Origin of the sequence: Pseudomonas massiliensis (assembly GCF_000826105.1) — a bacterium.
Lineage (GTDB): Bacteria > Pseudomonadota > Gammaproteobacteria > Pseudomonadales > Pseudomonadaceae > Aquipseudomonas > Aquipseudomonas massiliensis.
In genome coordinates this window covers 1,560,919-1,579,928 of record NZ_CCYK01000007.1, presented here as the reverse complement: position 1 = coordinate 1,579,928, position 19,010 = coordinate 1,560,919, and the positions used below count along the sequence as shown (strand labels likewise).

The following is a 19,010-nucleotide window of genomic DNA, read 5'->3' as shown; positions in this document are numbered from 1 at the left end:
ACCGAGGCGGGTAGACGGGTGCCACTCGTCACAGCCAGGAAACATAGTGGCCACTAGACTGCTCTTATGACAAACGCCTGCGTTTGTTGAGCGAGAAGGAGGTACCCTGATGAGCCTGACAGTGGCGATAGTGATGATGATACTGGCGTGGCTCCTGGCAGCTGCCGCCATGCTGTGGGGCGTGCTGCGGATCGCTCGGCGCCATCATGGGCCCACCCTGGTGGCGAAGCAGCCCACAGCCCGCCGCCCAGGGCCGACGCGGCATCGAGCCGCGCACGCCCATTGAGGCCGTGGAGGTTTTCTACTCCACGGCACGCTTGCCACGGGCGCGCCGAGCCCAGAGATTGAGGCATTCGATCGCCGCCGAGAACGCCATGGCAGTGTAGATATAGCCTTTGGGCACGTGGGCGCCGAAGCCTTCGGCAATCAGGGTCATGCCGATCATGATCAGGAAACCCAGCGCCAGCATGACTACCGTCGGGTTGGCGTTAATGAAGCGTGCCAGCGGCTCAGAGGCGAAGAGCATCACCAACACCGCCACCACCACGGCAATGACCATGATCGGCAAGTGCTGGGTCATACCTACGGCCGTAATGATGCTGTCGACCGAGAAGACCAGATCGAGCAGGAGGATCTGGCCTATGGCCGCGGCAAGGCCCATGGTCACCTTGGCACTGGCCTTGTCGTCCGCCTGGGCCACCGGGTCCACGCTGTGGTGAATCTCGGTGGTGGCTTTCCACAAGAGGAACAGCCCACCCGCGATGAGGATCACGTCCTTCCACGAAAAGCCGTGACCGGCAATCTCGAAGACAGGCTGGGTCAGCGTGACGATGAAGGCCACGGTACTCAGCAAGGCGAGGCGCAGGATCAGTGCCATGCCGATACCCAATCGCCGTGCCTTGGTCTGATGTTCGACCGGCAGCTTGTTGGTCAGGATAGAGATGAAAATCAGGTTGTCGATACCCAGTACCACTTCCATGGCAATCAGCGTAGCCAATGCAGCCCAGGCGGCGGGGCTTGTGGCCAGTTCCAGCAAATACTCCATCTTGGCGCTCCAATTCAAAAGATATGGCCTTAAGTGTAGACCGCCTTATACTTCTAGAAAATTCGTATTTCCAAGCCCATTCGTTCGGATTTTCCTAATAGTTCTCCCATGCTCAATTATCGTCAGCTGCATTACTTCTGGATGGTTGCCCGTACCGGCAGCATTGCTCGGGCCTGCGAACAATTGAACCTGACCGCTCCAACCATCAGCGGTCAGCTTGCGCTGCTCGAGCAGGGCCTGGGCATGCGCCTGTTTCAACGGGTAGGGCGGCATCTTGAGCTTTCCGAGGCGGGGCGGCGAGTATTGGCGTACGCCGAACCGATGTTCGAGGCGGGCGCGGCCCTGGAAGCGATGATCCGCTCCGAGCCAGGTCAGCAACCCATGCCTTTCCGAGTTGGCGTGGCCGATGTCGTGCCCAAGTCCATTGTCTATCGCCTGCTCGCTCCCACGATGCAGCTCAACGCACCGCCGCTGCGGCTCAATTGCCGGGAAGACAAACTGGAGCGTTTGCTGGCCGACCTGGCCATTCAGCGTCTAGACCTGGTGATCTCCGACAGCCCGGTCCCTGCCCAGTTGGACATCACGAGCCGCGCCATCAAGCTTGGCGAGTGCGGGATCGCTTTCTTCGCTACCGAGTCGCTGGCCACGGCCTGCGCCGGTGCATTTCCGATGTGCCTGAACGGCGCGCCCATGCTCATTCCAGGACCGCAAAGCGTAGTCCGCGGGCGGCTGCTGCGCTGGCTGGAAGACGCCAGGGTTGCTTGCCGAATCGTTGGGGAATTCGACGACAGTGCCCTGATGCAGGCTTTTGGCCTGGCCGGCAGTGGCGTGTTTGTAGCGCCACGGGTCATCGCCGATGATCTGGTGGCGCAGGGCCAGGTGCGCCTGCTCGGGGTAACCGATGCCGTGACCGAATCCTTTTTCGCCATTTCCGTGGATAGAAGGGTCAATCATCCCGGTACAGTGGCGGTTACCGAAACCGCCCCCGAGGGGTTGTTCCCTTTTCCAGACGCAACCCGACAACCCACCCCCCCCCTTTTAAAAAAAACCCTACCATCAACCCCCACCCCCCCCTGCTGGGGGTACCCGAGGCCGTGACCGAATCTTTTTCCCCCTTTCCCGGGGAAAAAGGGTTCAACCCCCCCGGTACGGGGGCGTTTCCCGAACCCCCCGGAGGGGGTTTTTCCCATTACCCAGACGCACCCTGACAGCCTCCCCGCCTCTTTCAAAAAGAACCCTGACCATGACCGACGACCCTCTCGAGCCGCAACGACCAGACCTGAACCCGATAGACATTCGTATTCTGGGGTGCCTGGTCGAGAAGCAGGCCGCCAGCCCGGAAAGCTACCCACTGACATTGAACGCCCTGGTGCTGGCGTGCAATCAGAAAACCAGCCGCGAGCCGCTGATGCAGTTGGCGCCCGCCGACCTGGGCCAGCGCCTGCGAATCCTCGAAGCGACAGGGCTGGTACGCCTGGTCATGGGTAGCCGCGCCGATCGCTGGGAACATCGCCTGGACAAGGCTTTGGAGCTGGTCCCGGCGCAGGTCGCCCTGCTCAGCCTGTTGTTCCTCAGAGGCGCTCAAACCCTGGCCGACCTTTTTACCCGCAGCAGCCGCCTCTATGCCTTCGACGATGCGGAACAGGTGCATCATCAACTCGAGCGGCTGGTCGGGCGGGGCTATGCACAGGCGCTGCCGCGCCGTCCTGGTCAACGTGAAGGTCGTTATAGCCACGGCTGGGTCGGCCCTGCGGAAGCTGCCGAACCGGCTTTCGCCCCCGTTGGGGCAGATAGCACGGACGGCGATCGACTGGCGATGCTAGAGGCACGAGTCGCTGCGCTGGAGGAGCGACTCGCCCGACTGTCGGAAGCCCCGAGCGAGGACTAGCCCGCCGCGGCGAACGCCGTCGCTTCGGCTACAAGTTCAGGTGTGGGCCGCACGCCGGTATAGAGCGCGAACTGTTCCAGGGCCTGGAGCGCTACCACCTCTTGGCCGGTGATGCATGACTTGCCGGCTGCCTCGGCTGCAAGGATCAGGGGTGTGCGAGGAGGAAGCGCCACGACGTCGAATACCCACTGAGCCTGTTCGATCGCTACCGGATTGAACGCCAGGGTATCGGCCTCAGGGCCACCCGCCATGCCCAAGGGCGTGACGTTCACCAGCAGGTCCGCCTCCAGGCCGGCATCGTCGGCACGCCATTGGTAACCGCAACGTTCAGCCAATGGCTGGCCGGTCTGCGGATTGCGCGCGATAAGGGTACCGTGGCGGAAGCCCGCGTCGCGGAAGGCACAGGCCACTGCCTTGCCCATGCCCCCGCTACCCCGAAGGGCGAGCCTTAGGTTCCGGTCCAACCCATGTTTCTCGATGAGTTGACGAATGGCGATGTAATCGGTGTTGTAGGCCTTCAAGGCCCCGTCGTTGTTGACGATAGTATTGATAGACTCGATCGCCGCCGCTGAAGCGTCCATCTCGTCGATCAGCGGAATGCTCGCTTCCTTGAAAGGCATCGAAACGGCGCAACCCCTGACACCCAGCGCACGTATGCCGGCAATGGCAGCGGGCAGGTCCGTCGTGGTGAAGGCTTTGTAGAAGTAATCCAGATCCAGCGCCTGGTAGAGATAGTTATGGAAACGTGTACCGAAGTTACCAGGCCTCGCGGCGAGTGACATGCAAAGCTGGGTATTCTTGTTAGGGAAAATCGCCATTGTGTATCCATCAAGTAAGTGAATGGTAGCGCCGCTCACACAGTGAACTTACACAACCTTTACCGTTGCGGGCCATCAGTTCCAACTCTTTCGCTGTCATAGTGTGTACGGCAGTCCCAGGACCCATTACGGGTTACAGGCGCCCCGTCGTATTACGAGGAACCATCATGATTCGTCATCTACCCAAAATCGCCCTCCTGGTTGGCGCCCTGAGCCTGGCCGGCCAGGCATCAGCCCATGGCGGCGGCATTGGCCCAGGTGTGCTTGGCGCGGTACTGGGTGCCGCGGTCGTAGGGGCGGTCGTCGCCCGCCCCGGTCCGGTCGTGGTCCAGCAACCGGTGTACGTCGCTCCACAACCGGTGTACGTCCAGGCCCCGCCGCCGCCGGCGTACTACCAGCCGGCACCGGTCTATGTAGCGCCACCGCCCCCGCCTGGCTACTACGCGCCCCATCCTTATTATGGTCCGCCGCGCTGGTAATGTGGTCATCCCCGGTGCCAGGTTTCGGCCCGGGGGTGCGCGTCATCGCCGGCTCGCTCATTGAGCGCATTGGGTCCGCGAGGTTCCGCTCATGCTTTCATTTCGCATCATGTGTGTAGTAGGTAGCGCCGTACCGGAAGGCGTCAGGGACCTGGGTCTGCTGGTGTGCTGGTACGTGGTCAGCGAAGGTGTGGCGGTAAGCCCGCCATTGCTGTCGCGTGTAGCGGCCGAGAACTTCAGTCGAAGCCTCGCTGGCGCTGTCGCCGCCTGATAGGAAGATGTTTCGCTCCCAGCTCGCCGGTAGCCGACCACAGGCGGGATGAAGAAAGATTTAGCCTGCCGGGCAATCGACAGGCACTTGGCCATAAATTTACAATGACGGCCACTTTTCCATGGCAGGACGCCAGACTTCCTTCCTTCTTGCGAGCTCTCTTCGTGAAAAACCGTGTTTCCGTGTTGACCCTGTGTTTGCTGCTCGCGGGTAGTTGCGTCACGTCGAATGTCTCCGCCGCCGAGGCACCACCGAAGCGGGACCCTTCCCAGTTGCACCTGGCCTCTCATAGTGCTCTGCTGATAGACCTGCAAACCAATCAGGTCATGTATGAGAACAACCCGGATCAGGTAGTTCCCATCGCTTCGGTCACCAAGCTGATGACCGCCATGGTGGTATTGGACGCGAAGCAGTCCATGAACGAAGAGCTTACTGTCGACATCAGTCAGACAAAGGAAATGAAAGGCGTGTTTTCCCGGGTGAAGCTAGGAAGCACACTCAACCGCCATGACATGTTGCTCATAGCCCTGATGTCTTCGGAAAACCGCGCCGCGGCCTCGCTGGCGCATCACTACCCAGGCGGCTATGGTGCCTTCATTGCGGCCATGAACGCCAAGGCCAGGTCGCTGGGCATGGCGCACACCCGCTACGTCGAGCCTACCGGCCTATCGGAGCAGAACGTATCCACGGCGCGGGACCTGAGCAAGCTGTTGGTGGCGGCGAGGCGCTATCCGATGCTTTCGGAACTGAGCACCACCAAGGAAAAGACAGTAGCGTTCAAGAAACCTAACTATACCTTGGGCTTCCACAATACCGACCACCTGCTGAACCAGAAGAACTGGGACATCCAGATCACCAAAACCGGCTTCACTGATAAGGCGGGGCACTGTCTGGTACTGGTTACCAACATGGGCGGACGCCCGGTCGCGATGGTGATACTGGACGCGTTCGGCAAATACACTCATTTCGCCGACGCCAGCCGCCTGCGCACCTGGGTGGAAACCGGGCGCAGCGCCAAGGCCCCGGCAGTGGCCATGCAGTACAAGGCCGAGAAACATCGCCAGCTAGCGGACTGACACGGCATCCCTGCCGGGTCGCATCAGCTCACCGCGGCCGGCGACCTTAGTCAGGCCGTGGTATTGACGCTGGTTCCACTCGTGCTGCCTCCCTCCTCCACCAAGGCTTGCAGCAAGGCGGCCGTGGCGGTCTGCAGGGCGCTGTTGGTAGCGGCCATCTGCGCCTGGGCCGCGGCGACCTGCGCGGCTTTCTGTTGATCGCTGGCGTCACTGGCCATCGCTTGCTGCAGAGCCTTTTGGTCCTTGGCCAGCTGCTTTTGCAGTTCGGCTATCTGCTCCTGAAGCCTGGTCACCGTATCCGATGTGCTGCTACTGGCGTTATCGCTGGTGCCAGCGCCACCAGCAGGCGCAGCTCCATGGGCTTGCTGACTCGACGTCGCCGTCGTAGCGCTGGCTTGCGTCTCGGCAGCGGATGCCGTGGCAGGCGTGCTGGACGCGCTCGGGCTGTAGCCCTGGATGTTCAGGTGTGAAGCGATGGTGGACAGGCTTGTCATAAGCAATCCCATGGACGGTTTATTGGCCTGCTATGCATCGGCCACGGCGGCACAGCCTTTAGCACGATTTGGTAACAAGCCTGGTACCGTCATCACAGGCGGCAAAGCGGGATGTGGGGCAAGATGAAATAATCTTCAACTCGCTGTGACCGCAAACTTGGCACAATGCCACGGTCCGCTTTCGAATCTGCAGGTAGCTTCCATGACACGTGTACTGACCATCGAAGACGACGCGGTGACCGCCCGCGAAATCGTGGCTGAGCTGAGCAACCACGGCCTTGAAGTCGACTGGGTCGACAACGGTCGCGAGGGACTGGTCAAAGCCGTGAGCGGCGCCTACGACGTCATCACCCTAGATCGGATGCTGCCCGAGCTCGATGGTCTGGCCATCGTGACCACCATGCGAACCATCGGTGTATCCACGCCTGTGTTGATGATCAGCGCGCTGTCTGATGTAGATGAGCGGGTACGCGGCCTGCGCGCCGGCGGTGACGACTACCTGACCAAGCCCTTCGCGTCGGACGAAATGGCTGCGCGGGTGGAGGTGCTGCTGCGACGCAAGCAGGCCGGAGCCGCTACTCAGGACAATACCCTGAAGGTCGCTGACCTGCAGCTGGACCTGATCACCCGAGAAGCTCAACGAGGCGGTCAGGCACTGAACCTGCTGCCGACCGAATTCAAGCTGCTCGAGTTCCTGATGCGCAATGCGGGCCAGGTGCTGACGCGCATGATGATCTTCGAAGAAGTATGGGGATATCATTTCGACCCTGGCACCAACCTTATCGACGTCCATATCGGCCGCCTGCGCAAGAAGATCGACCCGGCCGGCCTGCCGCCGTTGATCAAGACGGTGCGGGGGTCTGGCTATGTCATTGCCGAACCCCTCTAAGGGTTGGCGCTCCTCCAGCAGCCGCCTGCTGGCGCTCTACAGCTTCCTGTTCGTGGCCTGGAGCAGCATCCTGCTGGGGGTGCTGTACTTCGAGGTTTCCGACTACCTGAACAGCCTGGCCAGACAATCCCTGATGCAGCGCCAGCACCTGTTCGCCCGCTTCGCCGGACGCGACCTCGAAGATGCCCTGGCCGCCAGCCAGGCGTTCGACGATCATGCCTTCGATGCCTATGGTCTGTTCGACGACGAGCTCTATCATCTGGCCGGAGAGCTGCGCCGTATCCCGCGCGGCCTTGCCCTGGACGGGGACATCTACGAGCTTGAGGATTGCATCGATTCCAACGACCCGAAGCTGCCTCAGGACAGCTGTGCCGCGGTCGCCATGCCGACCCGGGACGGACGCTGGCTGGTTCTGGTACGGGATAATGGCTCGGTGTTCGCCGTTACCCACATTATCCTGCGTGCGCTGCTCTGGGGCATTTCCCTGACCATTCTCCCCGGGGCAGCGGGTTGGCACCTGCTTCGGCAAAGGCCGTTGCGGCGCATACGGCAGATCCAGGCCAGCGCCGAAGCCATCATGGCAGGCGACCTCGCTGGTCGCCTGCCATTGTCCAACCGACGCGACGAGCTCGACATGCTGGCAGCCATCGTCAATGCCATGCTCGACCGCATCGAAAAGCTCATGTTCGAAGTCAAGGGCGTATGTGACAACATTGCCCATGACCTGCGCACGCCCCTGACCCGGCTGCGCGCACAGCTGTACCGCATCAAGCAGCAGACCGAAGATGGCTCCAGCCAGGCCCAGCAGCTGGACCAGGCCATAGCCGATACCGACATTCTAATGGCGCGTTTCCGGGGCCTGCTGCGCATTTCCGAGATCGAGGATCATAGGCGGCGCTCCGGCTTCGTTGAGCTGGCACCGCTGGAACTGCTCAATGAACTCCATGATTTCTATCTGCCGTTGGCCGAAGAGGGTGACCTGGCGCTGACCCTGGAGGCGCAGCCCGAGTTGCCGCTGGTAATCGGCGACCGCGCCTTGCTGTTCGAAGCCCTGGGTAACCTGCTCAGCAATTCGATCAAGTTCACGCCCCCTGGAGGCCAGGTGGTGCTGCGCGCGATCCGCCATCAAGGCAGCACACGCATCAGTGTCGAAGATTCAGGTCCCGGCATCCCCGAGCAGGAACGTCAGGCGATCTTCCAGCGCTTCTACCGTAGCGATGACTCGGCCCAGGGCGGTTTCGGGCTCGGGCTTTCCATTGTCGGCGCGGTGGTGAACCTCCATGGTTTCAGCCTCGAGGTTACCGACAGCGCCCTCGGCGGCGCCAGCATGGTGCTGGACTGCCGCCCCACACACGCATTGGTTGCCACATGAACCTTCTCTACATTACCGAACACCCCGACCCCGGCCTGATGCAAGTATTCGCCGACCAGGCTGGCGGGATCGTCAGCACCGCACCGGAACATGCCGACCGGCACCTGCACGGCCGGTATGGGTTCATCGTGCTGGATCTACCACAGGCGCGTCCGGAACTGCTGAGCAAGGCCATGGGCCACCGTGGCCGGGCCCGCCTGCTGGTGCTGCTCGGGCAAAGCGATTCCAGCACCCGGGCGCGGGTGTTGCAAGCGGGGGCGGACCTGTGCCTGTCGAGACCCTTGAGCCCGGAAGAAATGCGGGCTCGCATGCAGGCGCTGACCCGCGAGCATGCTGTGCCTAGCAACCCTCCAGGCCCCGGCTTGTGGTTATCCAGCAACAGATTGCTGTTAGGCAATGGCACCGCCCAGCAGAGCGTCACGGTTACCGAACAGAAGCTATTGGCGCTGCTCGCGCAACAGCAGGGCCCGCTCAGCCGGCAGGCGATCGAAGAGCACCTTTGGGCCGGTGGCGAGCCTTCCCGCGGCCCGCTTATCGAGCGACACATCTGCAACCTGCGACGCAAGCTGAGCGAGCTGGGCTCGCCCTACGCTCTGCAGACCGTCCGCGGTTTCGGCTACTGCCTGAACGAACCCTTGCGCCTGCGTACCGACTGATCCTAGCGGTGAATGAAGCCAGGCTTTCGCTTCTCGACGAAAGCCTGCATGCCTTCCTTCTGGTCCACGGTCGCGAAAGCAGCATGGAACAATCGGCGCTCGAAACGGACGCCTTCAGCCAGGCTACCCTCGAACGCCCTGGCTACGCTTTCCTTGACCATCATGCTCATAGGTAACGACTTTTCAGCGATTACCGCGGCGACCTTCAGCGTCTCGTCGAGCAGTTCCGCGGCCGGCACGATGCGCGCCACCAGCCCGGCGCGCTCCGCCTCTTGAGCATCCATCAGGCGGCCGGTCAGGCAGAGCTCCATGGCCTTGGCCTTGCCCACGGCGCGCGCCAGGCGCTGAGTGCCGCCCATGCCCGGCAGCACCCCCAGGTTGATCTCCGGCTGGCCGAAGCGCGCTGTGTCCGCGGCCAGGATGAAGTCACACATCATGGCCAGTTCGCAGCCACCGCCCAACGCATAGCCGGCAACGGCGGCGATCAAGGGTTTGCGCCGCGCCGCGATCCGATCGGCCTCGCGGAACAGGTCATCCAGGTAAATGGCAGGGTATTGCAAGCCCGCCATTTCCTTGATGTCTGCCCCGGCCGCGAAGGCCTTCTCCGAGCCGGTGATCACGATGCATCCGATATCCGCATCGCGCTCCAGAATGTCGAGCGCATCGTTGAGCTCGGCAACGACCTGCGCGTTCAATGCATTGAGGGCCTGGGGCCGGTTGAGGGTCAGCAGACCTACCCGTCCACGCCGCTCTACGATCAGGGTTTCATAGGTGACCATGAAGCACTCCTTGAGTGAGAGGTTAATCCAGACATTCCAGCGCCACGGCCGTGGCTTCGCCGCCACCGATGCAGATAGCGGCCACGCCTCGCCTGAGGCCGCGCTGGCGAAGCGCCGAGACCAAGGTTACCAGGATGCGCGCGCCCGACGCGCCGATCGGATGGCCAAGGGCGCAGGCGCCGCCGTTCACATTGAGCCTGTCATGGGCGATACCCAGCTTGCCCATGCACGCCAGGGCAACCACCGCGAAAGCTTCGTTGATCTCGAACAGGTCCACATCGGCCAATGCCCAGCCCGTTCTACTCATCAGCTTCTGGATCGCACCCACCGGCGCCACGGGAAACAAGCCCGGTTCATCGGCGAAAGCCGCATGCCCATGGATCGCCGCCAGGGGCCGTAGCCCCTTGGCCAAGGCCTCGCTCTGGCGCATCAGCACCAGGGCGGCGGCCCCATCGGAGATTGAACTGGCGTTGGCCGCCGTCACCGTGCCGTCCGGGCGAAACGCAGGCTTGAGCATCCCGATTTTCTCGGGCCTGGCCTTCGGTGGTTGCTCATCCTCGCTCACCCAACGCAACGTTTTCCCCTCCGGCGCCTGAACCGGCACGATCTCTCCCTGGAAGCGGCCACTGGCCATGGCGTCGCGTGCTCGCTCCAGGGACGCCAAGGCGTAGGCATCCTGTGCCTGACGATCGATGCCCTCACGGATGGCGCAGTCTTCGGCGTAGGTACCCATCAACCGGCCTGGCTCATAGGCATCCTCCAGGCCGTCGAGAAACATGTGGTCCAGCACCTGGCCGTGACCCATGCGATACCCGCTCCTGGCCTTGGGCAGTAGATAGGGCGCGTTGGACATGCTTTCCATGCCGCCTGCCACCACGGCTTTCAAGCTGCCGGCCATGAGCTGGTCATGGCCAAGGATCACCGCCTGCATGCCCGAGCCACACATCTTGTTCAGAGTGGTGGCGGGTGTATGCCTGTCGAGCCCCGCGGCCAAAGCAGCCTGGCGAGCCGGCGCCTGGCCAAGTCCCGCTGGCAGCACGCAACCCATGAGCACGTGATCTATTTCCTGGGCGCCAAGAGCAGCGCGCTCAATCGCCGCGGCGATGGCGGCGGCACCCAGCTGGGTCGCGTGCACGCCACCGAGGCTGCCCTGGAGCCCGCCCATGGGCGTACGGGCAATGCTTACGATGCAAACAGGATCATTCATCTTCTGTCTCCTTCAGCGCGCTGCCATGCGCAAGGCGCCATCGAGGCGGATCACCTCACCGTTGAGCATGTCGTTGGCGATGATATGCAACGCCAGGGCCGCGTACTCGGCCGGTGCCCCCAAGCGTGCCGGGAAAGGAACCGACGCTGCCAGTGAAGCGCGCACCTCCTCGCTCATGCCCGCCATCATTGGCGTTTCGAACAATCCTGGAGCGATGGTCATCACGCGAATACCGTGGCGCGCCAATTCCCGCGCCGCTGGCAAGGTGAGACTGGCAACAGCGCCTTTCGAAGCAGCGTAGGCCGCCTGGCCGATCTGGCCATCGAACGCCGCCACTGACGCGGTATTGACGATGACCCCTCGCCCGCCGTTCGCGTCCGGATCATTGTGCGTCATGGCCGACGCAGCCAGACGCAACATGTTGAAACTGCCTAGCAGGTTCACCTGGATAACCCGGGCGAAGCGCTCCAGATCATGAGGGCCGTCCCGGCCAAGAATGCGCTCACCCAGGACCACGCCCGCGCAGTTGACCAGCCCGTGAAGGCTACCCGCCTTGGCCACTGCCGTCTCCACCGCCCGCTGCGCCTGCGTCGCATCGGTGATGTCGGCCGCTACCGAGGTCATGCCAAGTTCCTGGGCGACAGCGGCAACGCCCGCCTGGTTCAGGTCCAGGAGCGTGACGCTGGCACCTGCGTCAACCAGGGCGCGTGCCGTTGCCGCGCCTAACCCGGACGCCGCGCCGGTGACGATGAAATGCTTGTTCACGGGGTCCATGGGGCCTCCTATGCCTGATGACCGTGCCCCATGCTCAAGCCAGCCTCAACCGTGCACAATGGCCGTGGCGCTCAATCTCGATGCGCGTTTTCGCCAGGGCCCATGAGCAGATGGCGGTAGTGCCCAGGATTGCATCCGAACCATTGGCGGAACGCTCGATAGAATGAGCTTTCGTCAGCGAATCCGAGGGCTTCGGCGATCTGCGCCAGGCTCAGCCGGTCCTCGGCCAGCCACCGTACCGCCCGCTCCTTGCGCACACTGGCCTTGACCCTCTGGACGCTTTGGCCTTCAGCGGCGAGCTTGCGTCTGAAGGTCGCTTCAGACATGCCATGGTCCTGAGCCAGGCTGCTCGCTTCCGGCCACGCCTTCGCTGGAGCCGCCCGCAATTGCTCGCGCAGTTGGTGCGCCAGACCGGCAGGATCCCGATATTTCACCAGCAGGTTGCCAGGCAGGCGGTCTATGAACGCCTCCAGATCGCGGGCGGTGCGCCGCACTGGCAGGTTAAGAGAGCCGCCGGGGAGGATCAGCCGGTCATGGGCCTGCCCGAAGCGCAGATGGGCGCCGAAGAAGCGTTCGTAGTCGGCCTGGTCCGCGGGGGCGGCACTGCGCAGTTCCACAGCCAGTATGGGCAGGCGGCGCCCGGCCAGCCAGCAGGCCAGACCGTAGACGATCATCCAGAACGTAAAGCAGGTGAACGGACGAGCCGGTGGGACCACGGGAGCCAGGGTGATCGCTGCGAGGTCGAAGGCGTGGTCTGGTCGCGCATCGAAGTTCCCTAGCATCAGGCGGAGAAAATCCAGCGCAAGGTCAATGCCAGCCCCGACGGTGGCCTGTGCGGTGGCCGCGCGCCAGACAAAGTCCAGGCTGCCAACGCGCAGGGGGCGCCCGCCCATGCCAAAGAACTCGTCGTCCGTAAGCGCGGCCACGGCCTGCCATAGCCGGGCATAGTGAGCAACGCTTACCCGGTCGTCCTGCGCGCCTGGGCAGCCATGGGAAAAGGCGCTGATCCCGGCGGCCGCCAACGCTTCCCTGGCAGCATCCGAGGGTACCGCTTGCAGGGCTTCGAGTACCAGTTTGGTAGAAATGCTGTCCTTGATCATGGCTGCCTGGAGTGACCGGTCCGCACCCATGTTAGAGTGGCCCGGCGGGAAAGTCAGCGAAGGCCCGCTGTTTTGCCGCGTCCAGCCCGTCTTGCCTGTCAAAGGAACCTCCCCATGCGATCGTGCATCATTGCCAGTGCCCTCCTGGCGCTGTTCACCACTTCGCTCGCCGCCGCCGAGGCGCCGGTCTACGGGCCTCAGCTCGAGGGGTTCGAATACCCCTACACACTGCAGCATTTTTCCTTCGAGTCTCAGGGGAATACCGTGGAAATGGGCTACATGGACGTGGCTGCCACCAGCAAGGCCAACGGCCATACCGTAGTGCTGATGCATGGAAAGAACTTCTGCGCGGCAACCTGGGAGTCCACGATCAAGACCCTGGCCAACGCCGGCTACCGCGTGGTGGCGCCAGACCAGATCGGCTTTTGCACGTCCAGCAAGCCTGAACACTATCAGTACAGTTTCCAGCAACTGGCTGCGAACACCCATGCGCTGCTGGAGAAACTGGGCATAAAGGAAGCGATGGTCCTCGGGCATTCCACTGGAGGCATGCTCGCCACTCGCTATGCGTTGTTGTACCCCCAGGAGACCGAGCGGCTCATGCTGGTCAACCCTATCGGGCTGGAAGACTGGAAAGCCCTCGGGGTGCCCTACCGCAGCGTGGATGAGTGGTTTACCCGGGAGGTCAAACTCAGCGCCGACAGCATTCGTGAATACGAGCGCAAGACCTATTATGGCGGTCGTTGGGAGCCAGGCTACGAACGCTGGGTCAGCATGCTCGCCGGGTTGAACCAGGGGCCCGGGCACAACCTCGTCGCCTGGAACTCCGCGCTGATCTACGACATGATTTTCACCCAGCCGGTCTACTACGAATTCAGGAACCTCAGGGTGCCTACCCTGCTGCTGGTCGGTACCGCCGATACCACGGCCATTGGCAGTGACATCGCGCCGCCGGATGTCAAGGCGCGGCTGGGGCATTATGATCGGCTCGGCAAAGAAGTCGCCGGGATGATTCCCAACGCCAAGCTGGTGGAGTTTCCCGGCCTCGGTCATGCGCCCCAGATGGAAGAGCCCGCACGGTTTCACCGGGCCCTGATCGAGTGGCTGGCTCAGCCTGCCCCTAGCGCGGCGGCACGGCCATGAGTGAATGCAGAATCGCGGTGATGGATGACTGGCAACGGGTCGCCCGGGATGTGGTGGAGTGGAACGCACTGGCGTCGGTTGGCCAGGTGGACTTCCTGCATGATTACCCGGCAGACCTTCAGGCCATGGCTCAGCGGCTCGCCCCCTACACTGTGCTCTGCGTCATGCGGGAGCGAACCCCCTTGCAGGCCGAGTTGCTTCAGCGCCTGCCGCGTCTGAAGCTCATCGTGACCGGTGGCATGCGCAACGCCGCCATCGACCTGGCCGCTGCGCAGGCCTGCGGCATCCTGGTCTGCGGGGGGCCAAGCTATCGCCAGGCAGCACCCGAACTCACCTGGGCGCTGTTGATGGCGCTTAGTCGTAACCTGGTGAATGAGGCCAACTCATTACGCAATGGCGGCTGGCAACTGGGTCTTGGCCAGGACCTGTCCGGCAAGACCCTGGGCCTGCTTGGGCTGGGCAACATCGGCAGCACGGTGGCCGGCTATGCCAAGGCCTTCGGAATGAACGTGATAGCCTGGAGCCAGAACCTCACCGAAGCGCGCGCCGAAGCGGTCGGCGCCCGGAAGGTAGAGCGCAAGGTCCTGTTCGAGCAGGCGGATATCCTGAGCATCCATTTGGTGCTCAGCGAGCGCACCCGCCACCTTGTCGACAGCCAGGCGCTGGCCTGGATGAAACGCGGCGCGCTATTGGTCAATACGTCCCGTGGCCCGATCGTGGAGGAGCGAGCCTTGCTGGCGGCGCTTGAAAGTGGGCGCCTGGGCGGGGCCGCGCTGGACGTGTTCGACCAGGAGCCCCTCCCGCTCGATCATCCGCTGCGCCATTTGCCTAACGTGCTGGCCACTCCTCACCTGGGATACGTGACAGAGAACAACTACCGAACCTTCTATTCAGCCATGATCGAAGACATCCTTGCGTGGCACGGGGGGCAGCCTATTCGGACGCTGACACCCTAGATTCAAGGGCGCCGCTGCGCCGGCTGCCTTGCCGGGGTGCCGGGCGCCGGTCTCGGAAAAGCCTGTCCGTTGCCGATGCCGCGATTCTCCAGGCTGGGCATCGGCCTCTTGGGTAAAACCTGCCAGGCATCGCGTTGAGCCGGAGCGCTCGGCACCGTGCCTTGTCGGCTGTTGGGGTTGATTCGCCGGATCGGGCTATTGAGCGGATTCACCGAGGGCTGGACCTGATGGCCGGGAAGCGGGGGCGCGGCCTGCGCGACAGCAGCCCAGAATGTCAGGCCAAGCGTGACAAGCGAAATACGCATGAAACCTCCAGAAGCGTCCAGCGACGGCAATTGCCCGTCGACGAACATAGAGAACGCGAAACTGTCGCACAGTTACCCCTGATGGAGTTCGCTATGCTTACCGATTCGCTCCGGGTCGCCCTGTTTTGCATTTTCTGCGCGCTGAACGGTTGCGCACTGTTCTCGGCCCATGACCCTCTGAACGTCCAATTGGCCGGGGTTGCGCCCGCTCCGGGAGCGGAGCTGGAATGGCGCATGAATGTAAGCCTGCGCATCCAGAATCCCAACCGCGAACCCATCGACTATTCTGGCGTCGCGTTGAAGCTGGAAATCAACGACCAGCCTCTGGCCAGCGGCGTAAGCCCGGCCCATGGGCGCCTCGAGGGCTATTCCGAAACCTTGCTGAACGTGCCGATGGCCGTGTCCGCCTTCTCGGTGGTACGTCAGGCCTTCGGTCTTGCGTCGCTGCGTACTGGCACTAGCTTGCCTTATCGACTCGAAGGCAAGCTGGACGCGCCCGGCCTGGGCAGGGCGGTGCGCTTCGTGGAGACGGGTCGCCTGGATGCTGCCACCCTGATGCCATCCGGGCTCGGCGACTGACCGGCAGCACTCTCAGCGGGCGGCCGCCATCAGCTTGTTCACCTCCGAGCGCACCAGGTTGACGTAGTCAGGGGGGCTCATCTGTTCAAGCTCCGCACGCACCCATTCGGCCCATTTGCCCTTGCGTCTCGGTTTTTCGGCGATCAGCCGCGCCGCTTCTGCCTTGGCGCGTCCCAGGTTGTTCTTCCAGTTATCGAAATGCCGCGCTTTCTCGACCTCGATGGCCTGGCGCTCGGCAAAGGACTTGTTCGCCAGATTCAAACTCATGTGCCTTACCTGCGATGGTTCGTTCAAGCAGCCCAGTTTACACCCTGCTGCAACTTTCAGGGCCACCAGCACTCCCAATCACCACAGTGGAAAACCAGGAGCCCGCCATGGCCCGTAAAAACCCTAACCCATTGATCGACGATCAGATTATGGACCAGGCCTTCAGTGAGCTCGCGGCATTGGTGGAAGAGTCAGAGGCGCTGCTCGACGGGCGTGGCACCTCGGCCGGCAGCCGGCGCAACTGCCATCAGCTGAGAGGACTGCTCCGCCGGGGCGGTGAACTGGCCGGCCAGCTCTCGCGCAGTACGGCCCCCGCCCTGGAAGGGACCCGGCAGTATGTGGCCGCGCATCCATTGAAGGCGCTTGGACTTGCCGCCGCCGCAGGCTTGCTGGCGGCCCTGCTGGTGAACCGCCGTGAATGATGGGCCCGGCTCGGCTCGCGCGCTCAAGGCTTGATACTGATAGGGCTACCGTTTGACTTTCCGGCGCATGACGCCATTGATGACGACCGCGACCACGGCTACGCCGATAGCCAGGTGCTGGAAGGTTTTCTCATCCAGGCGGCCTTGCGTCTGAAGCCAGGAAAGGCCGAGCATGATGGCGACGATAAGGACGGACAACAGAAGGGAGTATTTCAAACGCTGCATTTGGGTCATGAAGGGCTCGATGTATCGGATTGCTTACCAAGTGGACACGAACGGACGGCAACAAAGTAGCCGCGCGACCATCATAGTACCGCGCCCGCCCTCGCGGTGCGGTGTTTAATCCATGAGGAGTACCCGATGTTGCGTCGAATCACCTGGCTGATTCCAGTTCTATTGACCGCTAGCCTCAGTGGCTGCTGGTTGTTCATGCCTCCGGGCGGCCACGGCGGTGGTGGCGGTGGTGGGGGTGGCCACGGCGGGGGCCATGGCGGCGGCCCAGGTGGCGGTGGTCCAGGCTTCATGCAGCCACGGGGTGGCCACGGCGGGGGCCATGGCGGCGGCCCAGGTGGCGGTGGTCCAGGCTTCATGCAGCCACGCTGAGCGAAGCAGACAAAGGTTTGGGGGGACGATTTCACCTTCAACCGGTTCCTGCTTAACTGCCCTTGCAGGGTGCTTCAGGCTTAGGCCTTTTCTCCTGCAAGGACAGTCATGATGCGTCGCTGGTTCATCCTCGTTTCACTCGCTGTGCTCCCTGCCTTCTCCTCCGGCCTGACCCTTCAGGGCATGGAGCCCTCTCAGCTCAGGCGTTACGCGGCCATGCTGGGCGAGCATGCCGGCGCCAGCCAGTGGCAGCGCCTTTGGCAAGCGACCCGGCAGCGCGGGTACTTTGCCGCAGACGGAGAACGGCTACGTTTCGTGGTACCCATGCGCGAGCTTCCGACGGTAGCCAGGCAAACCCTGAACGCGCCTGATGATCTCGAAATCGAAGGCGCTTCGCAGATGCGTATCCGCCGTAATTTCGATCCAGTCGTAATCGGCACTATCGACGGCAAGCTTCTCCACGGGCTATGCCTCGCGGTGGACTGGAGCGATGCCCCCGCGCTCCGGCCAGGTGAAGCCTGGTCCCCCGCCGACCTGTTTCACGTGAGCCTACGCCTCGCTGAGCCCTGCGAGTGAACAGGCTGGGTACAACGTCATTCGTCAGCGGCTCTGGCGTCCCCATGCCTTCAGAAGCCTACAATCCCGGCGGAATTTTCCTTCCTCCCTCGCGCCGCCGCTACCCATGTAGTGCCTAGGAGGCCCCTGCACAATGGCTCCGCCAATCGGCGAAACGGACCATCCACTGAAGGGATTTCATCATGGACACTTGCGATCTGAGCCAGATCAATACCGCGCGGCTGCCTCATTCCCTGCGCGCACTCATCGACTGCATTGGTGTAGAGAACGCTTACCGGCTGACTCGGCTCTATGGCGGCCGTCCCCGCTATATACCCAAGAATCCGGCACGCTCAACCCTGGCCAAGCTTTTACCGCCAAGCGCCTTGCAAGCGCTGACTGCACGCTTCGCTGGCACTTCCCTGGAAATTCCCAAGCCCGACCACTTCGATCGGCAGTTGCGTGATCGCAAGATCCTGGAAGAGACCAGTCGTGGGCGGTCACGTGCCGAACTGGCCAACCGCTACGGCTTGAGCCTGCGCCAGATCGGCAACATACGCCGGACGCAGCGGCATGCCGCGGACTGAATGCCCTCTTGGCGGCGCCGCCCTTTCGCCGGAACCGCCGGCGGCGAAGGCCGCGTACTGACTCTCGGAATGGATATCCCTCATGGCTGACCTCAACAACGAACTCATCGGATCTGTCATCAACGCACTACCTCTGGACCGCCTGATCGCTGGGCCTCTGCAAGCGATGATCCAGGCCCAGACTGCCGCCAGCAAATCCTATGCAGACTTCCTCCTGGGCGTGTGCATTCAGAACGGCAAGGCGGTTGCGGTCAAATTCGACTATGACGAAACCATCACCGACGAAAACGGCGTCTTCAAGGGCACCGTTGCCAAGTCCATGCAGATTCCGCTACTGGCGGCGGTGACCCATCCCAACATCGCAATCAGCGAAGGCACCATCGACTTCGAGCTGACCATTTCCCAGGCTGCCGAACAGAGCAGCCAGACCAGTGCCGCCGCAAACCTGCAGGGGCAACTGGGCTGGGGCCCTTTCAGCTTGTCGGTCAAAGGCCAGATCAGCCATAACCGGGCCCAGACTCGCAAGACCGATACCCGAGCCAGGTATGCATTCAACACCAAAGTCATGCGTCAGGAGCCCCCCGAAGCGTTGATGAGGGTGATCGATGCCCTGACGGAGGCCGCGCTCAAGCCTGTTCGGCTGCCGGGGACTGTTATCCGGACCGATGAAGACGCTCTTGGCGCGAACGCCTTGAAAGGCCCGGGCGCGGGTGCCCCCTCTGCCTGAACCCTACCCTGCGCTGCC

General features: G+C 62.7%; 26 protein-coding genes and 1 pseudogene. 17 read left to right on the top strand and 10 right to left on the bottom strand.

What is annotated here, in order from left to right:
* The first annotated feature begins 109 nt into the window (after positions 1-109).
* Entirely contained in the window at positions 110-286 is a 177-nt protein-coding gene (locus tag BN1188_RS21640; protein WP_157395821.1) for a hypothetical protein, read from the top strand.
* Between the two features lie 15 nt (positions 287-301).
* Here the strand turns inward: BN1188_RS21640 and BN1188_RS18000 are convergent, their stop codons facing one another.
* A complete protein-coding gene (locus BN1188_RS18000) occupies positions 302-1,045 on the bottom strand; it encodes a TerC family protein (protein WP_040262839.1) in 744 nt (247 codons plus the stop codon).
* A gap of 108 nt (positions 1,046-1,153) precedes the next feature.
* Here BN1188_RS18000 and nhaR point away from each other — a divergent pair.
* Both nhaR and BN1188_RS17990 read left to right on the top strand, forming a co-directional pair.
* Positions 1,154-2,044: pseudogene (nhaR, locus tag BN1188_RS17995) on the top strand (transcriptional activator NhaR); the annotation flags it as partial.
* Positions 2,045-2,288: 244 nt separating this feature from the next.
* Complete coding sequence (locus BN1188_RS17990) at positions 2,289-2,933, top strand: YceH family protein (RefSeq protein ID WP_040262837.1); 645 nt, start codon at positions 2,289-2,291, stop codon at positions 2,931-2,933.
* On the opposite strand, the gene BN1188_RS17985 is transcribed toward BN1188_RS17990, so the two are convergent.
* On the bottom strand, positions 2,930-3,751 hold the full coding sequence (locus tag BN1188_RS17985; protein ID WP_040262834.1) for a shikimate 5-dehydrogenase: 822 nt from the start codon (positions 3,749-3,751) through the stop codon (positions 2,930-2,932). The two genes, BN1188_RS17990 and BN1188_RS17985, sit on opposite strands and share 4 nt — an antisense overlap.
* A 167-nt stretch (positions 3,752-3,918) precedes the next feature.
* Between BN1188_RS17985 and BN1188_RS17980 the strand changes: the two genes are divergently transcribed.
* The 3 genes from BN1188_RS17980 to pbpG all read left to right on the top strand — a co-directional run bounded on the left by BN1188_RS17980 (position 3,919) and on the right by pbpG (position 5,577).
* The gene (locus BN1188_RS17980; protein WP_040262832.1) at positions 3,919-4,230 is read left to right on the top strand and encodes a hypothetical protein; all 312 of its coding nucleotides are present in this window, start codon (positions 3,919-3,921) and stop codon (positions 4,228-4,230) included.
* A gap of 91 nt (positions 4,231-4,321) precedes the next feature.
* On the top strand, positions 4,322-4,501 hold the full coding sequence (locus BN1188_RS17975) for a hypothetical protein (protein WP_040262830.1): 180 nt from the start codon (positions 4,322-4,324) through the stop codon (positions 4,499-4,501).
* A 164-nt stretch (positions 4,502-4,665) separates the two neighbouring features.
* Positions 4,666-5,577: a D-alanyl-D-alanine endopeptidase gene (gene pbpG / locus BN1188_RS17970; protein WP_040262828.1), complete on the top strand. Its 912-nt coding sequence runs from the start codon at positions 4,666-4,668 to the stop codon at positions 5,575-5,577.
* Positions 5,578-5,627: 50 nt separating this feature from the next.
* Here the strand turns inward: pbpG and BN1188_RS17965 are convergent, their stop codons facing one another.
* Positions 5,628-6,071 carry a hypothetical protein gene (locus BN1188_RS17965; RefSeq protein WP_040262826.1) on the bottom strand — a complete coding sequence of 148 codons (444 nt, stop codon included), beginning with the start codon at positions 6,069-6,071 and terminating at the stop codon, positions 5,628-5,630.
* Positions 6,072-6,273: 202 nt separating this feature from the next.
* On the opposite strand from BN1188_RS17965, the gene BN1188_RS17960 reads away from it, so the two are divergent.
* Genes BN1188_RS17960 through BN1188_RS17950 form a run of 3 tightly spaced genes read left to right on the top strand, consistent with a single transcriptional unit; the run spans position 6,274 to position 8,988 of the window.
* Positions 6,274-6,960 carry a response regulator transcription factor gene (locus tag BN1188_RS17960; RefSeq protein ID WP_040262824.1) on the top strand — a complete coding sequence of 229 codons (687 nt, stop codon included), beginning with the start codon at positions 6,274-6,276 and terminating at the stop codon, positions 6,958-6,960.
* The gene (locus BN1188_RS17955; protein ID WP_040262822.1) at positions 6,938-8,332 is read left to right on the top strand and encodes a sensor histidine kinase; all 1,395 of its coding nucleotides are present in this window, start codon (positions 6,938-6,940) and stop codon (positions 8,330-8,332) included. Before BN1188_RS17960 ends, BN1188_RS17955 begins: the two co-directional genes overlap by 23 nt.
* Complete coding sequence (locus BN1188_RS17950; RefSeq protein WP_052469352.1) at positions 8,329-8,988, top strand: response regulator transcription factor; 660 nt, start codon at positions 8,329-8,331, stop codon at positions 8,986-8,988. The genes BN1188_RS17955 and BN1188_RS17950 overlap by 4 nt, the downstream gene beginning before the upstream one ends.
* 2 nt (positions 8,989-8,990) lie before the next feature.
* On the opposite strand, the gene BN1188_RS17945 is transcribed toward BN1188_RS17950, so the two are convergent.
* The 4 genes from BN1188_RS17945 to BN1188_RS17930 form a co-directional block, all read right to left on the bottom strand.
* Positions 8,991-9,767, bottom strand: a complete 777-nt coding sequence (locus tag BN1188_RS17945) for an enoyl-CoA hydratase (RefSeq protein ID WP_040262820.1) — start codon at positions 9,765-9,767, stop codon at positions 8,991-8,993.
* A gap of 22 nt (positions 9,768-9,789) precedes the next feature.
* Entirely contained in the window at positions 9,790-10,974 is a 1,185-nt protein-coding gene (locus BN1188_RS17940) for an acetyl-CoA C-acyltransferase (RefSeq protein WP_040262819.1), read from the bottom strand.
* A 12-nt stretch (positions 10,975-10,986) separates the two neighbouring features.
* A complete protein-coding gene (locus tag BN1188_RS17935; RefSeq protein WP_040262817.1) occupies positions 10,987-11,748 on the bottom strand; it encodes an SDR family NAD(P)-dependent oxidoreductase in 762 nt (253 codons plus the stop codon).
* A gap of 71 nt (positions 11,749-11,819) precedes the next feature.
* Positions 11,820-12,878: an AraC family transcriptional regulator gene (locus tag BN1188_RS17930; RefSeq protein WP_232430940.1), complete on the bottom strand. Its 1,059-nt coding sequence runs from the start codon at positions 12,876-12,878 to the stop codon at positions 11,820-11,822.
* Between the two features lie 84 nt (positions 12,879-12,962).
* On the opposite strand from BN1188_RS17930, the gene BN1188_RS17925 reads away from it, so the two are divergent.
* The gene (locus tag BN1188_RS17925; RefSeq protein WP_040262813.1) at positions 12,963-13,991 is read left to right on the top strand and encodes an alpha/beta fold hydrolase; all 1,029 of its coding nucleotides are present in this window, start codon (positions 12,963-12,965) and stop codon (positions 13,989-13,991) included.
* Entirely contained in the window at positions 13,988-14,947 is a 960-nt protein-coding gene (locus BN1188_RS17920; protein WP_040262811.1) for a D-2-hydroxyacid dehydrogenase family protein, read from the top strand. The genes BN1188_RS17925 and BN1188_RS17920 overlap by 4 nt, the downstream gene beginning before the upstream one ends.
* Before the next feature lie 2 nt (positions 14,948-14,949).
* On the opposite strand, the gene BN1188_RS17915 is transcribed toward BN1188_RS17920, so the two are convergent.
* Positions 14,950-15,300 (bottom strand): hypothetical protein, encoded by a 351-nt coding sequence (locus BN1188_RS17915; RefSeq protein WP_187375338.1) that lies wholly within the window; start codon positions 15,298-15,300, stop codon positions 14,950-14,952.
* 45 nt (positions 15,301-15,345) lie between these two features.
* On the opposite strand from BN1188_RS17915, the gene BN1188_RS17910 reads away from it, so the two are divergent.
* Entirely contained in the window at positions 15,346-15,831 is a 486-nt protein-coding gene (locus BN1188_RS17910) for an LEA/WHy family protein (protein ID WP_052469350.1), read from the top strand.
* Positions 15,832-15,843: 12 nt separating this feature from the next.
* Here the strand turns inward: BN1188_RS17910 and BN1188_RS17905 are convergent, their stop codons facing one another.
* On the bottom strand, positions 15,844-16,098 hold the full coding sequence (locus BN1188_RS17905) for a hypothetical protein (RefSeq protein WP_040262809.1): 255 nt from the start codon (positions 16,096-16,098) through the stop codon (positions 15,844-15,846).
* Positions 16,099-16,205: 107 nt separating this feature from the next.
* Between BN1188_RS17905 and BN1188_RS17900 the strand changes: the two genes are divergently transcribed.
* Positions 16,206-16,520, top strand: a complete 315-nt coding sequence (locus tag BN1188_RS17900) for a glycine zipper domain-containing protein (protein WP_040262807.1) — start codon at positions 16,206-16,208, stop codon at positions 16,518-16,520.
* Between the two features lie 45 nt (positions 16,521-16,565).
* Here BN1188_RS17900 and BN1188_RS17895 read toward each other — a convergent pair whose 3' ends face one another.
* Positions 16,566-16,754: a hypothetical protein gene (locus BN1188_RS17895; protein ID WP_040262805.1), complete on the bottom strand. Its 189-nt coding sequence runs from the start codon at positions 16,752-16,754 to the stop codon at positions 16,566-16,568.
* Positions 16,755-16,880: 126 nt separating this feature from the next.
* Here BN1188_RS17895 and BN1188_RS17890 point away from each other — a divergent pair, with 126 nt between their 5' ends.
* The 4 genes from BN1188_RS17890 to BN1188_RS17875 all read left to right on the top strand — a co-directional run bounded on the left by BN1188_RS17890 (position 16,881) and on the right by BN1188_RS17875 (position 18,992).
* Positions 16,881-17,123 (top strand): hypothetical protein, encoded by a 243-nt coding sequence (locus tag BN1188_RS17890; RefSeq protein ID WP_088776221.1) that lies wholly within the window; start codon positions 16,881-16,883, stop codon positions 17,121-17,123.
* 108 nt (positions 17,124-17,231) lie between these two features.
* Complete coding sequence (locus tag BN1188_RS17885; protein ID WP_148485268.1) at positions 17,232-17,699, top strand: hypothetical protein; 468 nt, start codon at positions 17,232-17,234, stop codon at positions 17,697-17,699.
* A 182-nt stretch (positions 17,700-17,881) separates the two neighbouring features.
* A complete protein-coding gene (locus BN1188_RS17880) occupies positions 17,882-18,265 on the top strand; it encodes a Mor transcription activator family protein (protein ID WP_040262801.1) in 384 nt (127 codons plus the stop codon).
* A gap of 82 nt (positions 18,266-18,347) precedes the next feature.
* Positions 18,348-18,992 (top strand): DUF2589 domain-containing protein, encoded by a 645-nt coding sequence (locus BN1188_RS17875; RefSeq protein WP_040262799.1) that lies wholly within the window; start codon positions 18,348-18,350, stop codon positions 18,990-18,992.
* The last annotated feature ends 18 nt before the right edge of the window (positions 18,993-19,010 follow it).

What these genes read in the sequence shown, in the direction of transcription:
- BN1188_RS17975 (WP_040262830.1), top strand. Translation starts at nt 4,322, where the DNA reads ATGCTTTCATTTCGCATCATGTGTGTAGTAGGTAGCGCCGTACCGGAA.
- BN1188_RS21640 (WP_157395821.1), top strand. Translation starts at nt 110, where the DNA reads ATGAGCCTGACAGTGGCGATAGTGATGATGATACTGGCGTGGCTCCTG.
- BN1188_RS17965 (WP_040262826.1), bottom strand. Translation starts at nt 6,071, where the DNA reads ATGACAAGCCTGTCCACCATCGCTTCACACCTGAACATCCAGGGCTAC.
- BN1188_RS17920 (WP_040262811.1), top strand. Translation starts at nt 13,988, where the DNA reads ATGAGTGAATGCAGAATCGCGGTGATGGATGACTGGCAACGGGTCGCC.
- BN1188_RS17880 (WP_040262801.1), top strand. Translation starts at nt 17,882, where the DNA reads ATGGACACTTGCGATCTGAGCCAGATCAATACCGCGCGGCTGCCTCAT.
- BN1188_RS17895 (WP_040262805.1), bottom strand. Translation starts at nt 16,754, where the DNA reads ATGACCCAAATGCAGCGTTTGAAATACTCCCTTCTGTTGTCCGTCCTT.
- BN1188_RS17890 (WP_088776221.1), top strand. Translation starts at nt 16,881, where the DNA reads ATGTTGCGTCGAATCACCTGGCTGATTCCAGTTCTATTGACCGCTAGC.
- BN1188_RS17930 (WP_232430940.1), bottom strand. Translation starts at nt 12,878, where the DNA reads ATGGGTGCGGACCGGTCACTCCAGGCAGCCATGATCAAGGACAGCATT.
- BN1188_RS17885 (WP_148485268.1), top strand. Translation starts at nt 17,232, where the DNA reads ATGATGCGTCGCTGGTTCATCCTCGTTTCACTCGCTGTGCTCCCTGCC.
- BN1188_RS17960 (WP_040262824.1), top strand. Translation starts at nt 6,274, where the DNA reads ATGACACGTGTACTGACCATCGAAGACGACGCGGTGACCGCCCGCGAA.
- BN1188_RS17925 (WP_040262813.1), top strand. Translation starts at nt 12,963, where the DNA reads ATGCGATCGTGCATCATTGCCAGTGCCCTCCTGGCGCTGTTCACCACT.
- BN1188_RS17990 (WP_040262837.1), top strand. Translation starts at nt 2,289, where the DNA reads ATGACCGACGACCCTCTCGAGCCGCAACGACCAGACCTGAACCCGATA.
- BN1188_RS17915 (WP_187375338.1), bottom strand. Translation starts at nt 15,300, where the DNA reads ATGTTCGTCGACGGGCAATTGCCGTCGCTGGACGCTTCTGGAGGTTTC.
- BN1188_RS17935 (WP_040262817.1), bottom strand. Translation starts at nt 11,748, where the DNA reads ATGGACCCCGTGAACAAGCATTTCATCGTCACCGGCGCGGCGTCCGGG.
- BN1188_RS17980 (WP_040262832.1), top strand. Translation starts at nt 3,919, where the DNA reads ATGATTCGTCATCTACCCAAAATCGCCCTCCTGGTTGGCGCCCTGAGC.
- BN1188_RS17875 (WP_040262799.1), top strand. Translation starts at nt 18,348, where the DNA reads ATGGCTGACCTCAACAACGAACTCATCGGATCTGTCATCAACGCACTA.
- BN1188_RS17940 (WP_040262819.1), bottom strand. Translation starts at nt 10,974, where the DNA reads ATGAATGATCCTGTTTGCATCGTAAGCATTGCCCGTACGCCCATGGGC.
- BN1188_RS17985 (WP_040262834.1), bottom strand. Translation starts at nt 3,751, where the DNA reads ATGGCGATTTTCCCTAACAAGAATACCCAGCTTTGCATGTCACTCGCC.
- BN1188_RS17910 (WP_052469350.1), top strand. Translation starts at nt 15,346, where the DNA reads ATGCTTACCGATTCGCTCCGGGTCGCCCTGTTTTGCATTTTCTGCGCG.
- BN1188_RS17945 (WP_040262820.1), bottom strand. Translation starts at nt 9,767, where the DNA reads ATGGTCACCTATGAAACCCTGATCGTAGAGCGGCGTGGACGGGTAGGT.
- BN1188_RS17900 (WP_040262807.1), top strand. Translation starts at nt 16,206, where the DNA reads ATGGCCCGTAAAAACCCTAACCCATTGATCGACGATCAGATTATGGAC.
- BN1188_RS18000 (WP_040262839.1), bottom strand. Translation starts at nt 1,045, where the DNA reads ATGGAGTATTTGCTGGAACTGGCCACAAGCCCCGCCGCCTGGGCTGCA.
- BN1188_RS17905 (WP_040262809.1), bottom strand. Translation starts at nt 16,098, where the DNA reads ATGAGTTTGAATCTGGCGAACAAGTCCTTTGCCGAGCGCCAGGCCATC.
- BN1188_RS17950 (WP_052469352.1), top strand. Translation starts at nt 8,329, where the DNA reads ATGAACCTTCTCTACATTACCGAACACCCCGACCCCGGCCTGATGCAA.
- BN1188_RS17955 (WP_040262822.1), top strand. Translation starts at nt 6,938, where the DNA reads ATGTCATTGCCGAACCCCTCTAAGGGTTGGCGCTCCTCCAGCAGCCGC.